Source organism: Micromonospora sp. CPCC 206060, assembly GCF_036906895.1.
Lineage (GTDB): Bacteria > Actinomycetota > Actinomycetes > Mycobacteriales > Micromonosporaceae > Micromonospora.
Genome location: NZ_JBAKHU010000099.1, coordinates 1 through 15,659, shown reverse-complemented (window position 1 = coordinate 15,659; position 15,659 = coordinate 1). Strand labels below are relative to the sequence as shown.

The window sequence follows — 15,659 nt, the reverse complement described above, 5'->3', positions numbered from 1 at the left end:
AGCCTTCCAGCGCCGATGGTACTGCACTCGGGAGGGTGTGGGAGAGTAGGACGCCGCCGGACATTTTTACAGGTGTGGGCCATCCCTTACGGGATGGCCCACACCTGTATCTGCATGTCTGCACCTCGAACCCCTCCGGCTTTCTTTGGGCAAAACCGGCCGCCTCCCTGCCCGGGTCGAGGACCATGTCACTGATGGCCGGTCGCCCCGTGGTGGTGCCTGCCCGCCCCCGGGTTGGTCACCGGTCCGCTGGGTGGTGCTGGTGCTGCGCCACGCTCGGCGGACTCGTGGCAGCGCCGGGCGTCCGGTGTCGTGCCGGCCGGGTACATGTCGAACGCCTCGTTGTGCGTCGGCCCGGGGTGAGCGGGGTACGTCCCGAGTGGCTCTGGTCGATTCTCAACCGCCGGTTGGTCCGGTGGAGTCAGGAGTGGTGATGAAGGTCGGAATCATCGGATCGGGACACATCGGCGGAACGCTCACCCGTCGACTGTGTGCCCTCGGGCACGACGTGACGGTGGCGAACTCCCGTGGGCCGGAGTCACTGGCCGGGTTGGCCGCGGAGACCGGGGCGACCGCCGGGACGGTCGACCAGGCGGTCGGGGCTGCGGAGCTAGTGGTGGTCGCGGTGCCGTTGTTCGCCGTACCGAACCTGCCAACGAAGGCGTTCGACGGCAAGGTGGTGGTCGACGCGAACAACTACTACGCCCAGCGGGACGGGGACATCCCGGACATCGCCGACCGGAGCATCAGTTCGAGCCGTTGGGTCGCCGGGCACCTGGCCGGGGCGCATGTGGTCAAGGCGTTCAACAACATCCAGGCGCAGCACCTGCTGGAGCAGGGCCGGCCGGCGGGTGCCGGTGACCGGATCGCCCTGCCGGTGGCCGGGGACGACGAGCAGGCCAAGCAGTTGGTGATGGGTCTGGTCGACGAACTCGGCTTCGACCCGGTCGATGCGGGGACGCTGGACGAGAGCTGGCGTCAGCAGCCGGATACGCCCGTGTACGGCACCGACCGGGACGCCGAGGGGGTCCGGGTGGGACTGGCCTCCGCCCGCCCGTAGCGGGCGTACCACGGGCGGCTGGAGGGCTGGGCGCCCGACCATCGGGTCGTGTCGCCGGGGGCCGTGGGAGCGGAGAACGGGGTGCGGCCCTGCCGGTCGTGGTCGGACGCCTGAGGCCCCGGTATGGGGTAACTGGGATGCGGCGATCAGGGCCGCTCCGTTACTAAACTAGCGAGTATCGATTGTTGGCGCCGGACCGGTGCCGATACCTGCGATCGGGAGATACTCGGATGATTCCACGGCAGTTGTTCCGTACCGCCGCCGGCCTGCTGGCCGTGGCTCTTTCGCTGGTCGGCGTGCAGGTCGTCGCCGCACCGCCGGCCTCTGCCGCCGCCCGGATCGTCTACTACGACGTCAGCCGGGCTGGTGAGTTCGCCACCAACTTCGACCAGGCCGCCGCGATCTGGAACAGCCGGGTCACCAACGTGCAGCTCCAGCGGGGTACCCCGGCGAGCGTGAAGATCTACGTCGACTCCGGCTGGCCCCGGGCCTACGTCTACGGACTCGGCTCCGGCGTGATCTACATGGGCTGGCAGGCGGTCAACCAGGGCTACAACCGAACCCGGATCGCGTCCCACGAACTCGGGCACATCCTGGGCCTGCCGGACAACCGGACCGGTCTCTGCTCGGACCTGATGTCCGGCAGCAGCGCCCCGGTCTCCTGCACCAACGCGTACCCGAGCGCCACCGAGGCGTCCCGGGTCAACTCGCTCTTCGGTACCTCAGCCTTCACCGGCCCGGTGGCCACCGGGCTGCACATCGGCTGACCGGTACCCCGCCGGAGAGGGCCGTGGCCCGCGACAACCCACATCGCGGGCCACGGCCCTCTCATCATGCCCGGATCCGGTCCGGCGGAACGGCCCCGGTCAGGAGGCCGGCTGCTTCACGCAGAGGTACCGGGGCTCGGCCTGGTAGGTCCAGCTGAACTTCTCCCGCCGGACCTCCTTGCCGTCCTTACGGAAGATCCGCCACGCGTCCTGGGTGAAGCCGTCGATCCCGTTGGTGGCGATGCAGCTCGGTCCCGGCGGCAGGTAGATCGTCCTCGGCTTGGTGATGTTCCGCCGAGGGCTCCACTCGGTCTTGACGCTGTCCCAGATCCGGGTGCTCCAGATCGAGACGGTGACCGAGCTGGCGGTGTACGAGGTGTCGATGACCACGCCGTGCGGGGTGTTGTTGCGGAACTTGAAGTCCAGGTCGGGCCAGAAGATCGTCGACTCGATGACCGGGGGGTACCGGCTGAACCAGTAGGAGTGCGGCTTGTGTTCGACGTCCTCCAGACCGGCGTAGTAGGTGGCGTTGAACAGGGTGGTGGTGAACTGGGAGGTGCCGCCGCCCACCCCGGGTACCAGCTTGCCGTCCAGGATCACCGGGGCGTCCCGGTAGCCCTTGGCGTACGACCGCTCACCGGTGTGCCCGTTGAGGGAGAAGGTCGCTCCCGGCTTCACCACCGCACCGTCGACCGCCTTGGCGATGGTGACGATGTTCTGGCTACGCGGCGAGGAGAGCCCGCCGGTGAACCTCGTGGTGAACGTGGAGACCCGCTCCTTGATGCCGAGTTTGGCGACCTCCTCCGGGGTGGTCTCCGGCTCGCTGGCCTTCAGGGTGCCGCTGACCTCCCGCCCGTCCGTCTTCGGAAGTACGTCGAGCAGGGCGGTGCTGAGCGCCTCGGTGTCGAGTTGCCGGCCCGTCGTGCCCGGGACCACCTTCGGTTTGCCACCCTCGATCAGAACCCGGGCGTCCTTCGGCTCGACCTCGATTTTCGACAGCTGACTGGCCAGGCCGGCGCGTAGCTTCTTCGCGTCCACCTTGTGGGTGAGCTTGCCAGCCTTGTCGGCGGTGAAGACGAGGCTGGTGGCGATGGTCCGGGGCGCGATGGTCACCGCACCGGAGGAGGTGGTGACCCGTACCGGGCCGGCCACCGCCGGTTTGGCCAGCTCGTTGACCAGCCGGTCGACCTCCTCGCGGGTGGTCAACGGGTGTTTCTCGACCAGCGGCACGGTGATCGGTTGACCGGTCAGCCACCCGTCCCGGACCACCCGGGCGGACTCCTCGGCGTCCACCTCCCGGCTCGGTGCCGGGTAGACCGGCTTCGGGGTGGTGCCGGTGAACCGGATACCGGGCATGGTCATCTGCCGGCCCTGCTTGCCGAGGGCGGCGCGGAGCACCGCGTCGAGCTTCGCCGAATCCACCACGACCACCGGGTCGACCGGGTGCGAGCCGAAGAGGCGGCGCAGCGGGTCGGGGCGGGCGGATGCGGCGGCCTCGACCGTGGCCGGTACGTCGATGGCCAGCCCGATCCCCGCCGGGTCGAGCTGGACGGTCTGGTCCGCGACGCGTACCGGTACCGGCTGGGTGAATTCGGCGGCCCGCCGGTCCACCTCGGCCCGGAGCGCGGCGGTCGCCTCGGCCCGGCTCTTGCCGCCCAGTTCGGCACCGAGTACCTGGATGCCTCTGGGCACCTCCCCCGCGTACGCGTAGCCACCGGTGCCGGCGGTGGCCGCCAGGAGCGCGACGACCACGCCACCGGCCACCAGGAGCCGGCGCCGGGCGCGACGTGGCCCGGGCGCACCGGCACCGGCGGTGGTCCCACCCGGAGGGCGCCCCACGGGCGTGTCCTCCATCGGCCAGGTGACGGCGGTGACCTGGATGGTGGGGCGCTCGTCAACGGGCAGTTCCTTCTTGCCGTACAGACTCACAGGCAACCTCGATCGCAACCAACCTCGCGCGGTGGACGTACCGTTCGTTCCGCGCCAGTACGACTGTGAAGGCCTACGGTAGCCAACGCTTCCGGGTGTCGGTGGTGGCGCTCCAGTGTGCTCCGGTCGACGACCGGTGGAGTCGGACCGGGCCGGACGGTTGGCTGGCGTCTCATCCACAGCGCTTTAACAGGCTGCCGTTACGGAAACGTGACAAACACGTTTCGTGGCCACGTCTCGATGGCGATCAAGGATGCCCTGTCGTAATCGGCCCGGTTTGCCCATCGACTGTGGCCCATGACACGTTGACAGTTGGTAACCATCGGCGATCTTGACTCAGTTCCGAGGTTACCGGCGAGTAGTGCGGGTCTTGTGAGCTGGGTCGCCACGCGGGAACATCCACTCGCGCGCTTCGTTACCCGCCGGTACGGCGTGGACGTGGCGGCCGACATCGATCCCCCGCTTTCTCCCCGAGCCGCGACCGCCGCTCGGTGACTCCCCTCGTCGAGGAGGACCCCCGTGAAGGATTCTGAGGACCGTCTGGTGCAGGGTGGCACCCGCTGGCGCCGGTTCGCCGCGCTGATGGTGCCCGCTACCGCAGTTGCCGGCGCGATCGTCTTCGGCATGGCCAACGGTGCCATCGCCGCCTCGTTCGCCGTCTCCGGCCAGACGTTCAAGGTCTCCGCATCCACCCTTGAGGGCAAGGGCTTCACCCAGTACGGCGGTCTGGCCAAGGAGAAGAACGGCACCGTGCACCCGGTGGCCGTCTCCGCCATCGACGAGGCCAAGCTCTACGACCTCTGCCAGTCGGTGAAGGTGCCCGGCATGCCCGTGGTGCTCACCATCAACGCCGGTGGTGGCGGTACCCCGGCCACCGCCCAGGGCCTGCTGATCGACATGGACTCCCTGGAGGGCGACGCCGTCTTCAAGAACATCAAGATCGGTCGGGACGCCAGCGACCTGGAGCCGACCGCCCAGGCCGGTTCCTTCGGTCAGAGCGCCGACGAGGTCAAGATCACCGGTCTGAAGCAGGTGGCGCGGTCCACCAGCGCCGGCACCTTCGCGCTGACCGGCCTCAAGCTGAAGGTGAACGTGGGCGCCGACGCCAAGGAATGTTTCTGAGCTGATGCCAGGCCTGCGGAGGGCGCCTTCCGCGGGCCTGTTCCTGCCCCCTACCCAGCAGATCCGCTCAGGAGGAGTACGTGACAACCGCGAATCCGCAACACGCCCGGCCCGGGGGGCTCGCCCGGGCGTGGCGCGGCTTCCGTCGATGGCGGCGGGCCCGGCCCTTCTGGGGTGGACTGCTGACCGCCCTCGCCGGTGTGGAGATCTTCCTGACCACCCAGATGAGCCTCGGTGGCCTCAGCTTCCAGATGGGGCCGACCGGTTTCCTCTCCTGGCTGATCCCCACCATGCTGGTCAGTTGCGGCATGCTCATGTGGTTCAGCCCGCAGCAGCGGATGTTCTACGCGATCGTCGGTGCGATGACCGCCGTCTTCTCGTTGATCGCGGTGAACCTCGGCGGCTTCTTCATCGGCATGCTGCTCGGCATGGTCGGTGGCGCCCTCGGCTTCGCCTGGGCTCCCACCGTGGTCCGCCGGGCACCCGGAGCGGACGCCGACGGCCCTGGAGCGGATGCCGACGGCCCCGGGACGGAGGTTGATGGCCCCGGGACGGACGCCCCGACCTTCGCGGACGCCCCGGCCGTGGACGGCCCGACCTTCGTGGACGGCCCGGCCGTGGACGCGTCCCACGGTCGCCAGGACCAGGCCCCCGACCGCTACCCGGGCCAGGCGGCCCAGCCCCACTCCGGGTACCACCAGGAGGGCCGGGTCGCGGAGCCGCCGCCGCCGACGACGGCAGCGGACCGGACACCTGGCCGCCCGCTGTTCACCGTGCTGCTGGTCCTGCTCAGCATCGCGGCCGGCGGGCTGGTCACGGCGCGTACCGGCACCCCGGCCCAGGCGGCACCCGGCTGCACACCGACCACCCGGCCCACCCCGTCGACCAGCGCCGCTCCCACGGGTACGCCCACTCCGTCGCCGACGGCCAGCGCCCCGGCCGGTGGGGAGGAGGTCGAGGACGGCAACCTGATCACCGACATCGTGGCCGGCGTCCAGAGACTGTTCACCGGTGGCCAGGAGCAGAACGGAACCGACCCGGCGGTCACCCCCACCCCCACCGCGTCCGCCCCCGGCAGCGGCCCGACCACCGCTCCGACCGGCAAGCCGGCCGCTACGGCGACCACCGCCCCGACCCGTCGACCGCTGCCCGGTGGTACCTCCGGACCGCAGCGCTGCCGGCCGGGCGGGCCGGTGTCACCGGCTCCGGTCGAGCCGGGCAAACCGTTGCCCCGGATCGCCGTTGACCCGGGCCAGCCGCTGGTCGCCAAGAAGCCGGGCCGGCTGACCGGTACCAAGGTCATCATGACGGCACTGCGTTTCGAGGGCGTCGTCGAACTGCCCACGGTCGACGGCCCGCTGCGGGCGCTGAAGTTCACCATGAGCAGGGCCGTCACCGACGACTTCCAGCTGGACGTGGACGGCCCGCTGACCAAGACCATGCGGTACCGGACGGGTGCGCTGACCGTGCAGGGCGACGTGTCCTTCTACACCACCCGGTTCGTCGGCCGGTTCCTCGGCATCAGGGTCACCCTCACCCCGGACCTGCCGCTGCCGGACGGCATCCCGATCACCTCGCCGCTGCCGCTCACCTTCACCGAACCGGTGATCGACCTGGCCTACCTCGACTGCGACCAGCTCAGCGTCGAGCCGACGCTGAAGCTGAACCTCGTCTGACACCGCCACCCGCCGCTGGTGCCGGTGGGTCGTCCGTTCGACGGCCCACCGGCACCGGCGTGCGGCTGCTCAGAGCCGGGCAAGCGCCTTGCGCAACGGGTCGAGACCCAGCCCGCCCAGATCCAGCGCGTGCCGGTGGAACTCCTTCAGATCGAAGTCCGCGCCCTTGCGGGCCCGGGCGTCGTCCCGAGCCTGCAACCAGATCCGTTCCCCGACCTTGTAGGCCGGCGCCTGCCCCGGCCAGCCCAGGTAGCGGTTCAGCTCGAAACGCAGGTTCTCGTCCGGCACCCGGCAGTGGGCGCGCATGAACTCCCAGCCCAGCTCCGGGGTCCACCGCTCGCCCGGGTGGAAGTCGAACGGGTTGTCCTTCGGGATCTCCAGCTCCAGGTGCATGCCGATGTCCACGACCACCCGGGCGGCCCGGAACGCCTGACCGTCGAGCATGCCGAGCTTGTCGCCTGGGTCATCCAGGTAGCCCAGGTCGTCCATCAGTCGTTCCGAGTAGAGCGCCCAGCCCTCGCCGTGACCGGAACACCAGCAGAGCAGCCGCTGCCACCGGTTGAGCAACTCGGCACGGACCGCGGTCTGCCCGACCTGAAGGTGGTGGCCCGGCACCCCCTCGTGGTAGACCGTGGTCACCTCGCGCCAGGTGGAGAACTCGGAGATGCCCTGCGGCACCGCCCACCACATTCGGCCCGGCCGGGAGAAGTCCTCGCTGGGACCGGTGTAGTAGATGGAGCCGTCGCTCGTCGGCGCCAGGCAGCACTCGATCCGGCGGACCTGTTCCGGGATGTCGAAATGGGTGCCGTGCAGCTCGCTGATCGCCCGGTCGGCGAGTTCCTGCATCCAGTCCCGGAACGCCTCCTTGCCCTGGATGGTGCGGGCCGGGTCGGCGTCCAGCGCGGCGACCGCCTCGTCGATGCCGGCCCCCGGCCCGGCGATCCGCGCGGACACCGTCCGCATCTCCGCCTCCAGCCGGGCGAGTTCCTCGAAACCCCAGGCGTACGTCTCGTCCAGGTCCACCCGGGCCCCCAGGAAGTACTGCGAGGCGAGTTCGTACCGTTCCCGGCCGGCGGCCTGCTTCTCCCGCCCCCGGGGGGTCAGCTCGTCCCGGAGGAACTGCCCGAACTGGTCGGTCGCTGCCGTCGCGGCGGCGGCACCCCGGCGCAGCTCGGCGGCGAGCGCGCCCTCCGCGGACAGGCTCTCGGCCAGACCGTGGAAGAAGTTGTCACCGTCCGGGTCGGTCCAGATGTCGCACTGCTTGGCGACCTCGATCAGCTGGGCCCGGGAGCTGACCTGTCCGGCGTCGGCGGCGGTACGCAGCGTGGCCCGGTAGTCCTCCAGCGTGCCCGCGAACCGGTTGAGCCGGGCCGCGATGTTGGCGACCGCCTCCTCGCCCTCGGTGGGCATCAGGTCGAAGACCTGACGGATCTCGTGCAGCCCGCTGGTGATCACGTTGACCTCGCTGGCCACCTCGCCGGCCTCGTGCCGGGCCAGCTCCAGCCCCAGCCGCTCCTGCATGGCCTCCCGGGCGGTCCGCTCGCGCTCGCTCTCCGGCTCGGTGACGTCCAGCTTGGCGAGGGTACGCCGGATCAGCTCGGCGCGGGCGTCGTAGCCGACCGGCGACAGGTCGTCGAGCTGGTCGTCGTACCCACTGATGCCGGCATGGGTGGCGCCGACAGGGTTGAGTGCCGCCCAGTCGGCGACGTATCGGTTGGCGAGGTCATCAATTCGTCCCACCACTCGACACTACGTGACCGGGCAGGGCCCACGCTGTCCTGTATCTGGGCCGATCAGCGCCCCGAAACGCCCCATCATCCACAGCGTGTTGTCGACCCAGCGTGAGGGGTCAGGGCGCCGCATGCCCGGCGGTCCAACGGAGCAGCCGCTCCGCCGGCCAGGTGTTCACCACCCGCTCGGCCGGTACGCCGCACAGCGCCGCCCGTACGCAGCCGAAACACTGCCAGTCGAGCTGACCCGGGGCGTGCGCGTCGGTGTTGATGGCGAAGTCGCAGCCCGTCTCCAGGGCCTGCCGGATCAGCCGTTTCGGCGGGTCCTGCCGTTCCGGCCGTGAGTTGATCTCGACGGCCTTACCGTGCGCGGCGCAGGCGGCGAAGACCTCCGCCGCGTCGAAGCGGCTCTCCGGGCGGGTACGGGCCCGGTGCCCCCGGTCACCCGGCCCGGTCACCCCGGCCGGCCGGGACGACACCATCCGGCCGGTGCAGTGCCCCAGGATGTCCAGATGCGGATTGGTGACCGCGGTGATCATCCGCCGGGTCATCTTCGCCGGCTCGTCGTTCAGGCCGCTGTGTACCGAGCCGACCACCACGTCCAGCCGGGCCAGCAGGTCCTCGTCCTGGTCCAGTGCGCCGTCGGCCAGGATGTCCACCTCGATCCCGGTCAGGATGCGGAACCCGTCCGGCAGCTCCGCGTTCACCCGGGCCACATGGTCGAGCTGGCGGCGCAGCCGGTCCGCGGTCAGGCCCCGGGCCACCTTCAGCCGGGGCGAGTGGTCGGTGAGGACGACGTACTCGTGACCCAGCTCGACCGCCGCGAGGGCCATCTCCTCGATCGGTGAGCCGCCGTCCGACCAGTCCGAATGGGTGTGGCAGTCCCCGCGCAACGCGGCCCGCAGCGCCGTCGCCGCCGCGTCCAGGTCCACCCCCTCGGTCGCCACCAGGCGCCGCAGGTAGACCGGTTCCTCACCGGCCAGCGACTCGACCACGCAGCGGGCGGTCACCTCACCGACCCCGGGCAGCTCGGTGAGCGTGCCGGCGGCGGCCCGGTCGGTCAGTTCCCCCTCCGGTAACGCGGTCAGCGCGGCCGCCGTCGAGCGGAAGGCGCGTACCCGGTAGGTGGCCTCGTTGGCGCGTTCCAGCAGGAACGCGATGCGGCGCAGATCGGCGATCGGATCCCGGGCGGTCATCAACGGATTCCTTCCGTGGATACTCCGGCCTTCAGGCCGGGGAGGAAACGGAACTCCTGCGGAGCAGGGCAGGGACAGCCGATCCGCCGCCTGGGCGGATCGACCGGGAGGTGAACGCGGCACGTGACATTCTGGCCGCCGGGCTGGCGGTGACGGCCTGTGGAGCCGGTGTAAGACCTCAACGGGACTCCTCCCAGCCGGTGTCAGTCGGTCTGCGGCTCAGTCGGTCTTCGGCGCGGCGGGACAGCCGTGCTTCCGGTGCCAGGCGGTGACCTCGTCCGCCGCCGCCCGGTTCACCTTGCGCCGCCAGGCGGTCAGGTACGGCGCCGGCCAGACCACGCCGCGCCGGATCCACCACCCGTCCGACCCCGTGCATGGGGGCGAGATGCCGAAGTGCAGGTGGCAGACGTTGTTGGCGTTGCCGGTCCGGCCGACGGTGCCGACCTGCTGACCGGCCCGGACCCGGATCCCCGCCTCGATCCCGGCGGCCACCCCGGTGAGGTGCGACCCGTAGTAGCGCACCCCGTCGTCACCGAGCAGCGAGACGAACAGGCCGCCGTTGAACGGGCCCCGGGGCCCCCGCTTGTCGAACCGGTCCACCCGGCTGACCTCCAGGATCCGGCCATCGGTGACCGCCACCACGGGTGTGCCGCAGGCGGCGAAGATGTCCGTGCCCGGGTACGCGGAGTGGGTCGGGTGGTAGGACGCGTTCGTCGCGCGAACCGGGAAGACGTACCGGCGGGGGGTGCCGGCGGAACCGGTCGGCCGGCCGGTCGGACCGCTGGTCGTCGCGGCCGGGCCGGACGGTGACGGGGCGGCCGTGCGGCCGTCGCCGGTCCCCGCGCTCCACGCGGGTGCCGGCAGTGTGGGACGCGGCACCGGCGGTCCACCGTCCGCGCAGGCACCGGCGAGCAGGGCCACGACCGACAGCACCAACGGGTACGCCGCGCGTCCGGTCCGGGATCGCAGGCCATCCGCTCGCATCCCGACATCCTGGCAGACCGGCCGGTCGGCATCGTCCGGTGACCGGCCCGCACCGCATCGAGCGGGTACGCTGCCGGCATGGCGCAGCAGCCCGTGTTCCCGCCGGGGCCCGGTGCTCCGGGCGGGCCCGGTTTCCCCGCGGCGCGTACCCCGTCGGGTCTCTTCCCCTCCGTGCCGCCCAGCCGGCCCACCTACCGCGAGCCGCACCCGGTGCGGGGCGCGGGCGTCGCGGCCGGCGGCGGGGCCGCCGCGCTGTGGCTGCTGGTGTTCGGCCTGCTCGGCCCCGGCCTGGTCGGCTACCTGTGGTGGACGCTGTTCGCCGGCGCGGTGGCCTGGCTGGTGGATCTGGTGCTGGTCCGGGTCGGTGACCGGGGGGTGGCGACCGGCGTCGCGATCGTGACGGCCGGTGGCTGGAGCATCGCGGCGGTTCTGCTCGCCACCCGGTGGGCGACCAGCGGAAACTGGCCGCTCTGGTGACCGGGGTCCGTCCGGCGGCCCGCCGGAGCGGGCAAACTTTTCCCGGCTATTCCGTTCCCGGTTCCGGGGCGTTGTGCACTGACCTGCCCGGGGACCGGTTACCGTCACGCGTAACAGTCGGCGGTGTCGTACTGCGGGTACGCCGAACCGTTTCTTGGGGGGATCGTGGCCTACTTCGCTGCGGCCGTGGTGCGTGACGCGACCGGTTGGACAGCGGCCGAACTCGACCTGACCGGCATGGTGGACCTGGACGAGGTCGCCGACCGGCTGCGGGACGTGGAACCGGACGCGCGCACGGCGTTGCTCTTCGTGGAGTCCGACGACATCTACCTGGTCATCATGCGTCTGGACGACGGGGAGGACCTGCGCGTCTTCGCCTCCGACTCGGCGTTCGCCGAGGAGTCGCGGCTGGGTGCGGTACTGGTCGGTGACATCAAGGTGCCGGCGGTCGAAATCGAGGACGGCTCCGTCGACGCCCGCCCGGGCGCGGGTACCGGCGAGGACGACAACGAACGGCCGGCCGCCGACCCGGACGCCGATCCGGTGGGTGACGCGGATCTCCTCGCCGATCTCGGTATCTCGGCGTCCCGACTGCTCCGGCTCTGCGCGCACGAGGGGATGCTCCCCGCGGACGTGATCGCCGAGATCTGCCAGGTGATCGGCTGTGCCGACGAGGTCGAGGATCTGCGCGGGGTGTGACTGTGGCCGACTCACCGAAACGCATGGGCGCCGGCCCGGACACCCGGATGGACGGGGCGCGGGGCGGCCCGACGGACGTGCCGCCGGTCGACCGGGCGGACCCGGCACTGGGCAGGATCAGCGCGGCCGGTCCGCCGCCCGCCGCAGCCGATCCCGCGTCACCGTCGACGGTGGGCGCCGACGAAGGGCTGGCCGATCCGGCGGGTGGCGGCCGGCGGCAGCGTCACGAACTGTGGATGCGCCGCGCCCTGGAGGTCGCCGTCACCGGGCCGGAGGCCGGCACCCCGGACGACGGGGACATCCCGGTCGGGGCGGTGGTATACGGACCGGACGGCACCGAACTGGCGGTCGGCCGCAACGAACGGGAACTGACCGGGGACCCGACCGCGCACGCCGAGATCCTGGCCCTGCGCCGGGCCGCCGCCCGGGTCGGCGAGTGGCGGCTGGACGGCTGCACCCTCGTGGTGACGCTGGAGCCGTGCACCATGTGTGCCGGAGCCCTGGTCCTCGCCCGGATCGGCACCGTGGTGTTCGGTGCCTGGGAGCCCAAGACCGGCGCGATCGGCTCGCTCTGGGACGTCGTACGCGACCGGAGGCTCAACCACCGCCCCGAGGTCTACGCGGGGGTGCTGGCGGCGGAAAGCGCCGCCGTGCTGCGCGCCTTCTTCCGCTGAGGTGTAAGGAAGGGCCCCTTCTTAACGCATTCGGTATAGGAAGGGGCCCCTGTTAACACCTGCGGGCGGGCGACTGCCGGTGCCCCGAACTCGGGCCAACGGCGGTGCGGACTTAGGCGACGATGGTGTCCAGGGCGATCTCCACCATCTGGCTGAAGGTCTGCTCCCGTTCCTCGGCGGTGGTCTTCTCGCCGGTCTTGATGTGGTCGCTGACGGTCAGCACGGTCAGCGCCCGCGCCCTGAACCGGGCCGCGATCGTGTAGAGCGCCGCCGACTCCATCTCCACCGCCAGCACGCCGTAGTCGGCGAGCGTGTCGTAGAGGTCCGGGCGGTCGGTGTAGAAGGCGTCCGCCGCCAGGATCGGTCCGACGTGCATGGTGATGCCACGCCGCTCGGCCACGTCGACGGCGGTACGCAGCAGCCCGAAGTCGGCCACCGGGGCGTAGTCGATCAATCCGTCGAACCGCATCCGATTCATGTTCGAGTCGGTCGACGACCCGATCGCCGCGATCACGTCGCGCAGCTGCAGGTCCTCGCGGAGGGCCCCGCAGGAACCGACCCGGATCAGCGACTTCACGCCGTACTCGTTGATCAGCTCGTGGGCGTAGATCGAGGCGGACGGCATGCCCATGCCAGAACCCTGGACCGATACCTCGACCCCCGACCACCTGCCGGTAAAGCCCAGCATGCCCCGGACCGTCGAGTAGCACCGGGCGTCCTCGAGGTACGTCTCCGCGATCCACTTGGCCCGTAGGGGGTCACCCGGCATCAGGACCCGTTCGGCGATCTCGCCCGGCTTCGCGCCGATGTGCGTACTCATGGCTGAGATCCTGCCAGGCGTGCAGGGACGGTACCCCCGCGACACCGGTCCGCGGCGTCGGGTACCCTTCTCGGCGGTGGCGTGTCCGAGTGGCCTAAGGAGCACGCCTCGAAAGCGTGTGAGGGTTTACGCCCTCCGCGGGTTCAAATCCCGCCGCCACCGCTCGCTGAACAGGCGAAACGCCCGGCGACTCTTCGTGAGTCACCGGGCGTTTTCCTGTCGTGGTCTCAGTTTTGGTCTCAGTTGCCCTCAAGATGCTTTGCTGAGCACCCCGGCCGCACCGTCGTCCGGGTCGTCGTCGGCGCTCTGCGCGGGCTGCCAGAGCAGACCACCGATCCGCTTCGCCACGTCGCGGCGAACCTGCCTCGTGAGGTGTTGGTAGCGCCGCGCCATGCCGGAGTCCGACCACCCCATGATGCCCATCACGGCACGCTCGGCCACGCCGAGAATCAGCAGCACGGTTGCCGCAGTGTGCCGGGCGTCATGCAGCCGCCCATCGCGCAGTCCTGCGCGGGTCAGCAGCCGCTTCCATTCCGTGTAGTCGGTGCGCGGGTTGACGGGGTCGCCGGTCGGCGTGGTGAACAAATAGCCGGTTTTCGTCCAGAGTTGCGCGGCGGTTTCGCGCTCGGCGTTCTGTTCTTTTCGGTGCTGGCGTAGCAGGGCAACCAGGGGGTCAGGAAGCCCGATACTGCGCCGTCCGGCCCGCGATTTCGTGTCGGCGGTTTCCGCTCGCAGTGGCTGCCGGTCGGGGCAATGTCCGCCGAACTTCCGGCCGCACGGTTTCGTGCAACCGTGCTTCCATTTCGGGCGCTGCCGGGCACGACGAACGGTGAGCGTCCCGCCGTCGAGGTCCACGTCATCCCATCTCAGGCCCAGTACTTCGCCCTGCCGCAAGCCGAGCGCAAGCGCGATAGCCCATCGCGCGCTGTTTCGCCGTTCGCTCGCGGCGAGCAATAGCCGCTGCACTTCCTCCACCGAATACGGCTCAACCTCTTCGTCTTCGATGCGCGGTGCTTTCGCCAGGCTTGCAGGGTTGCGCACGAGGTGTTGCCGACGCACCGCCTCGTTGAGGGCAGTTCGCAGTGTGCGGTGCGCCTGGTGGGCAGTGGCGGCAGCGCTGCCGGCAGCTTGCATCTTGCGGGTCAGCTTTTCCACGTGCTCGGGTTGCAGCTTTTCCAGGCGATGCGCGCCAAGCCCGGGAATCAGATGCCGATACACCGCGACCCGATAGCCGGAAATCGTGTTGTCACGAACAGTGTGGGCGGCGATGTTCTCCACCCAGTGCATAAGCCAGGTCTCGACCGTCCATGACTGACCCGCCTTGCGCACGGTGCCCTTGTCGCGGTCACGTTCCAACTCCCGCACCTTGCGAGTGACGACGGCCTCGGTTTTGCCCCGGACATGACGGCGATCGGGCTTACCGTCGTCTTTGATGCCGACAGTCACGCGGCCGTGCCAGTACCCGTCTCTGCCCTGGTAAATACTTGATGCCCCGTTGGGTTTGCGCTTCCCCATAAAATCCGTGCCTTTCTCAAGCAGCGTTCTTGAACATGGTCGAGTCGGCAAGCAGGTTTCGCACGTACTCGTCAAGGCAGAAGGCGGGCACCCGGCGGAGACGACCGATTGTCACGGTGCGAATCTGGCCGGTCTTGATGAGCGTGTACATCGTGGTGCGGCCGATGCCGAGTCGCTCTGCGGCTTGCTCGATGGTCAAAACCACGCGGTTGTCGGGGGTGGTCATGGCCGGTTGTCCTTCCTCGGGGTGGCGTCGAGGTAGATGCGGTGCCGGGTGGACGGGGGCCGGTCGGGGTAGGGCCGGCTGACGTGGTGGATGTGGAGTACGCGGGTAAGGGCGGTCAGTGCTGCGGTTGTCTCAGCGGGTGTGCCGTGCAGCCTGATTCGCACGATGACGGCCTTTCCGTTGAAGGTGACCACTTCCGGCGTTTCGGGGGTGAATGACCGCAGAACCGCACAGAACGGGCCACTGAGAGCGCCGTAGAGCCAAGATCTCGACCTGGCTGGTGTGTAGGCATGCGTCGGTCCGGCTGAGGGGTTCTCAGCGGGTCGTTCTGGTCGGTGGGGTTGCGGTGGCGGGTGTGTTCTGTTGTGGGGAGGGCTGAACCATCTCCGCATCTCCGCATCTCCGCAAACATGGCTGTGAGCTGGGCGAATGCTTGCGGAGATGCGGAAATAGGTGGTGGGTTCATCTCCGCAAAGCCGGTGGGATCTCCGCAGTGGTTGCGGAGATGCGGAGATCGATGGTTGTTGAGGGTTGGGATCTCCGCAGGGTGTTTGTGCTGGTGGGGTGGGGTTGGTGCGGCGTTGCGGAGATGCGGAGATGGTTCAGCGGGTTTTACCCCCGGTGGTGCTCGACCCAGAACACGGCCCGGTCTCCCCGGTCGCTTTTGCCGGCCCGGATGACGTGGTTGCCGCGCCACCGTCCGGCCTGCCCGGTGAGGAGCCGGCCGAGTTGCAGCGGGTTGGGTAGCCGGCCGCTGCTGGTGGTGATGAACTGTCCGTCCCAC

14 protein-coding genes and 1 tRNA gene are annotated in these 15,659 nt (G+C 70.0%); 8 read left to right on the top strand and 7 right to left on the bottom strand.

Features of this window, described 5'->3' with window-relative positions:
* Positions 1-433: 433 nt before the first annotated feature.
* Together V6U90_RS30330 and V6U90_RS30325 are read left to right on the top strand one after the other, a co-directional pair.
* The gene (locus V6U90_RS30330) at positions 434-1,060 is read left to right on the top strand and encodes an NADPH-dependent F420 reductase (protein WP_334444006.1); all 627 of its coding nucleotides are present in this window, start codon (positions 434-436) and stop codon (positions 1,058-1,060) included.
* A 230-nt stretch (positions 1,061-1,290) separates the two neighbouring features.
* Positions 1,291-1,827, top strand: coding sequence for a snapalysin family zinc-dependent metalloprotease (locus tag V6U90_RS30325; RefSeq protein ID WP_334444003.1), 537 nt, complete (start codon positions 1,291-1,293; stop codon positions 1,825-1,827).
* Between the two features lie 99 nt (positions 1,828-1,926).
* Here V6U90_RS30325 and V6U90_RS30320 read toward each other — a convergent pair whose 3' ends face one another.
* Complete coding sequence (locus V6U90_RS30320) at positions 1,927-3,762, bottom strand: VanW family protein (protein ID WP_334444000.1); 1,836 nt, start codon at positions 3,760-3,762, stop codon at positions 1,927-1,929.
* Between the two features lie 576 nt (positions 3,763-4,338).
* On the opposite strand from V6U90_RS30320, the gene V6U90_RS30315 reads away from it, so the two are divergent.
* Together V6U90_RS30315 and V6U90_RS30310 are read left to right on the top strand one after the other, a co-directional pair.
* The gene (locus V6U90_RS30315; RefSeq protein WP_334444010.1) at positions 4,339-4,878 is read left to right on the top strand and encodes a DUF6230 family protein; all 540 of its coding nucleotides are present in this window, start codon (positions 4,339-4,341) and stop codon (positions 4,876-4,878) included.
* 80 nt (positions 4,879-4,958) lie between these two features.
* Complete coding sequence (locus V6U90_RS30310; protein ID WP_334443998.1) at positions 4,959-6,554, top strand: DUF6114 domain-containing protein; 1,596 nt, start codon at positions 4,959-4,961, stop codon at positions 6,552-6,554.
* Positions 6,555-6,623: 69 nt separating this feature from the next.
* Here the strand turns inward: V6U90_RS30310 and V6U90_RS30305 are convergent, their stop codons facing one another.
* The 3 genes from V6U90_RS30305 to V6U90_RS30295 all read right to left on the bottom strand — a co-directional run bounded on the left by V6U90_RS30305 (position 6,624) and on the right by V6U90_RS30295 (position 10,464).
* Positions 6,624-8,294: a DUF885 domain-containing protein gene (locus V6U90_RS30305; RefSeq protein WP_334443996.1), complete on the bottom strand. Its 1,671-nt coding sequence runs from the start codon at positions 8,292-8,294 to the stop codon at positions 6,624-6,626.
* A gap of 109 nt (positions 8,295-8,403) precedes the next feature.
* The gene (locus V6U90_RS30300; protein ID WP_334443994.1) at positions 8,404-9,480 is read right to left on the bottom strand and encodes a PHP domain-containing protein; all 1,077 of its coding nucleotides are present in this window, start codon (positions 9,478-9,480) and stop codon (positions 8,404-8,406) included.
* 219 nt (positions 9,481-9,699) lie between these two features.
* Positions 9,700-10,464, bottom strand: a complete 765-nt coding sequence (locus tag V6U90_RS30295; RefSeq protein WP_334443991.1) for a M23 family metallopeptidase — start codon at positions 10,462-10,464, stop codon at positions 9,700-9,702.
* A 78-nt stretch (positions 10,465-10,542) separates the two neighbouring features.
* Between V6U90_RS30295 and V6U90_RS30290 the strand changes: the two genes are divergently transcribed.
* The 3 genes from V6U90_RS30290 (at position 10,543) to V6U90_RS30280 (ending at position 12,314) form a co-directional block, all read left to right on the top strand.
* Positions 10,543-10,941 (top strand): hypothetical protein, encoded by a 399-nt coding sequence (locus V6U90_RS30290; protein ID WP_334443989.1) that lies wholly within the window; start codon positions 10,543-10,545, stop codon positions 10,939-10,941.
* Between the two features lie 165 nt (positions 10,942-11,106).
* Positions 11,107-11,640 carry a tRNA adenosine deaminase-associated protein gene (locus V6U90_RS30285; RefSeq protein ID WP_334443986.1) on the top strand — a complete coding sequence of 178 codons (534 nt, stop codon included), beginning with the start codon at positions 11,107-11,109 and terminating at the stop codon, positions 11,638-11,640.
* A gap of 170 nt (positions 11,641-11,810) precedes the next feature.
* Positions 11,811-12,314, top strand: a complete 504-nt coding sequence (locus tag V6U90_RS30280; RefSeq protein ID WP_334444008.1) for a nucleoside deaminase — start codon at positions 11,811-11,813, stop codon at positions 12,312-12,314.
* A 112-nt stretch (positions 12,315-12,426) separates the two neighbouring features.
* Here V6U90_RS30280 and deoD read toward each other — a convergent pair whose 3' ends face one another.
* A complete protein-coding gene (gene deoD / locus V6U90_RS30275) occupies positions 12,427-13,134 on the bottom strand; it encodes a purine-nucleoside phosphorylase (RefSeq protein WP_334443983.1) in 708 nt (235 codons plus the stop codon).
* Positions 13,135-13,209: 75 nt separating this feature from the next.
* Between deoD and V6U90_RS30270 the strand changes: the two genes are divergently transcribed.
* Positions 13,210-13,296: transfer RNA gene (locus tag V6U90_RS30270), tRNA-Ser, on the top strand.
* Between the two features lie 87 nt (positions 13,297-13,383).
* Here V6U90_RS30270 and V6U90_RS30265 read toward each other — a convergent pair.
* Both V6U90_RS30265 and V6U90_RS30260 read right to left on the bottom strand, forming a co-directional pair.
* The gene (locus V6U90_RS30265; protein WP_334443980.1) at positions 13,384-14,649 is read right to left on the bottom strand and encodes a tyrosine-type recombinase/integrase; all 1,266 of its coding nucleotides are present in this window, start codon (positions 14,647-14,649) and stop codon (positions 13,384-13,386) included.
* 16 nt (positions 14,650-14,665) lie between these two features.
* Entirely contained in the window at positions 14,666-14,875 is a 210-nt protein-coding gene (locus V6U90_RS30260) for a helix-turn-helix domain-containing protein (protein WP_334443978.1), read from the bottom strand.
* Positions 14,876-15,659 lie beyond the last annotated feature (784 nt).

Coding starts and splice junctions, on each gene's coding strand:
- V6U90_RS30330 (WP_334444006.1), top strand. CDS start 434: ATGAAGGTCGGAATCATCGGATCGGGACACATCGGCGGAACGCTCACC.
- V6U90_RS30325 (WP_334444003.1), top strand. CDS start 1,291: ATGATTCCACGGCAGTTGTTCCGTACCGCCGCCGGCCTGCTGGCCGTG.
- V6U90_RS30315 (WP_334444010.1), top strand. CDS start 4,339: ATGGTGCCCGCTACCGCAGTTGCCGGCGCGATCGTCTTCGGCATGGCC.
- V6U90_RS30300 (WP_334443994.1), bottom strand. CDS start 9,480: ATGACCGCCCGGGATCCGATCGCCGATCTGCGCCGCATCGCGTTCCTG.
- V6U90_RS30295 (WP_334443991.1), bottom strand. CDS start 10,464: ATGCGAGCGGATGGCCTGCGATCCCGGACCGGACGCGCGGCGTACCCG.
- V6U90_RS30290 (WP_334443989.1), top strand. CDS start 10,543: ATGGCGCAGCAGCCCGTGTTCCCGCCGGGGCCCGGTGCTCCGGGCGGG.
- deoD (WP_334443983.1), bottom strand. CDS start 13,134: ATGAGTACGCACATCGGCGCGAAGCCGGGCGAGATCGCCGAACGGGTC.
- V6U90_RS30265 (WP_334443980.1), bottom strand. CDS start 14,649: ATGGGGAAGCGCAAACCCAACGGGGCATCAAGTATTTACCAGGGCAGA.
- V6U90_RS30260 (WP_334443978.1), bottom strand. CDS start 14,875: ATGACCACCCCCGACAACCGCGTGGTTTTGACCATCGAGCAAGCCGCA.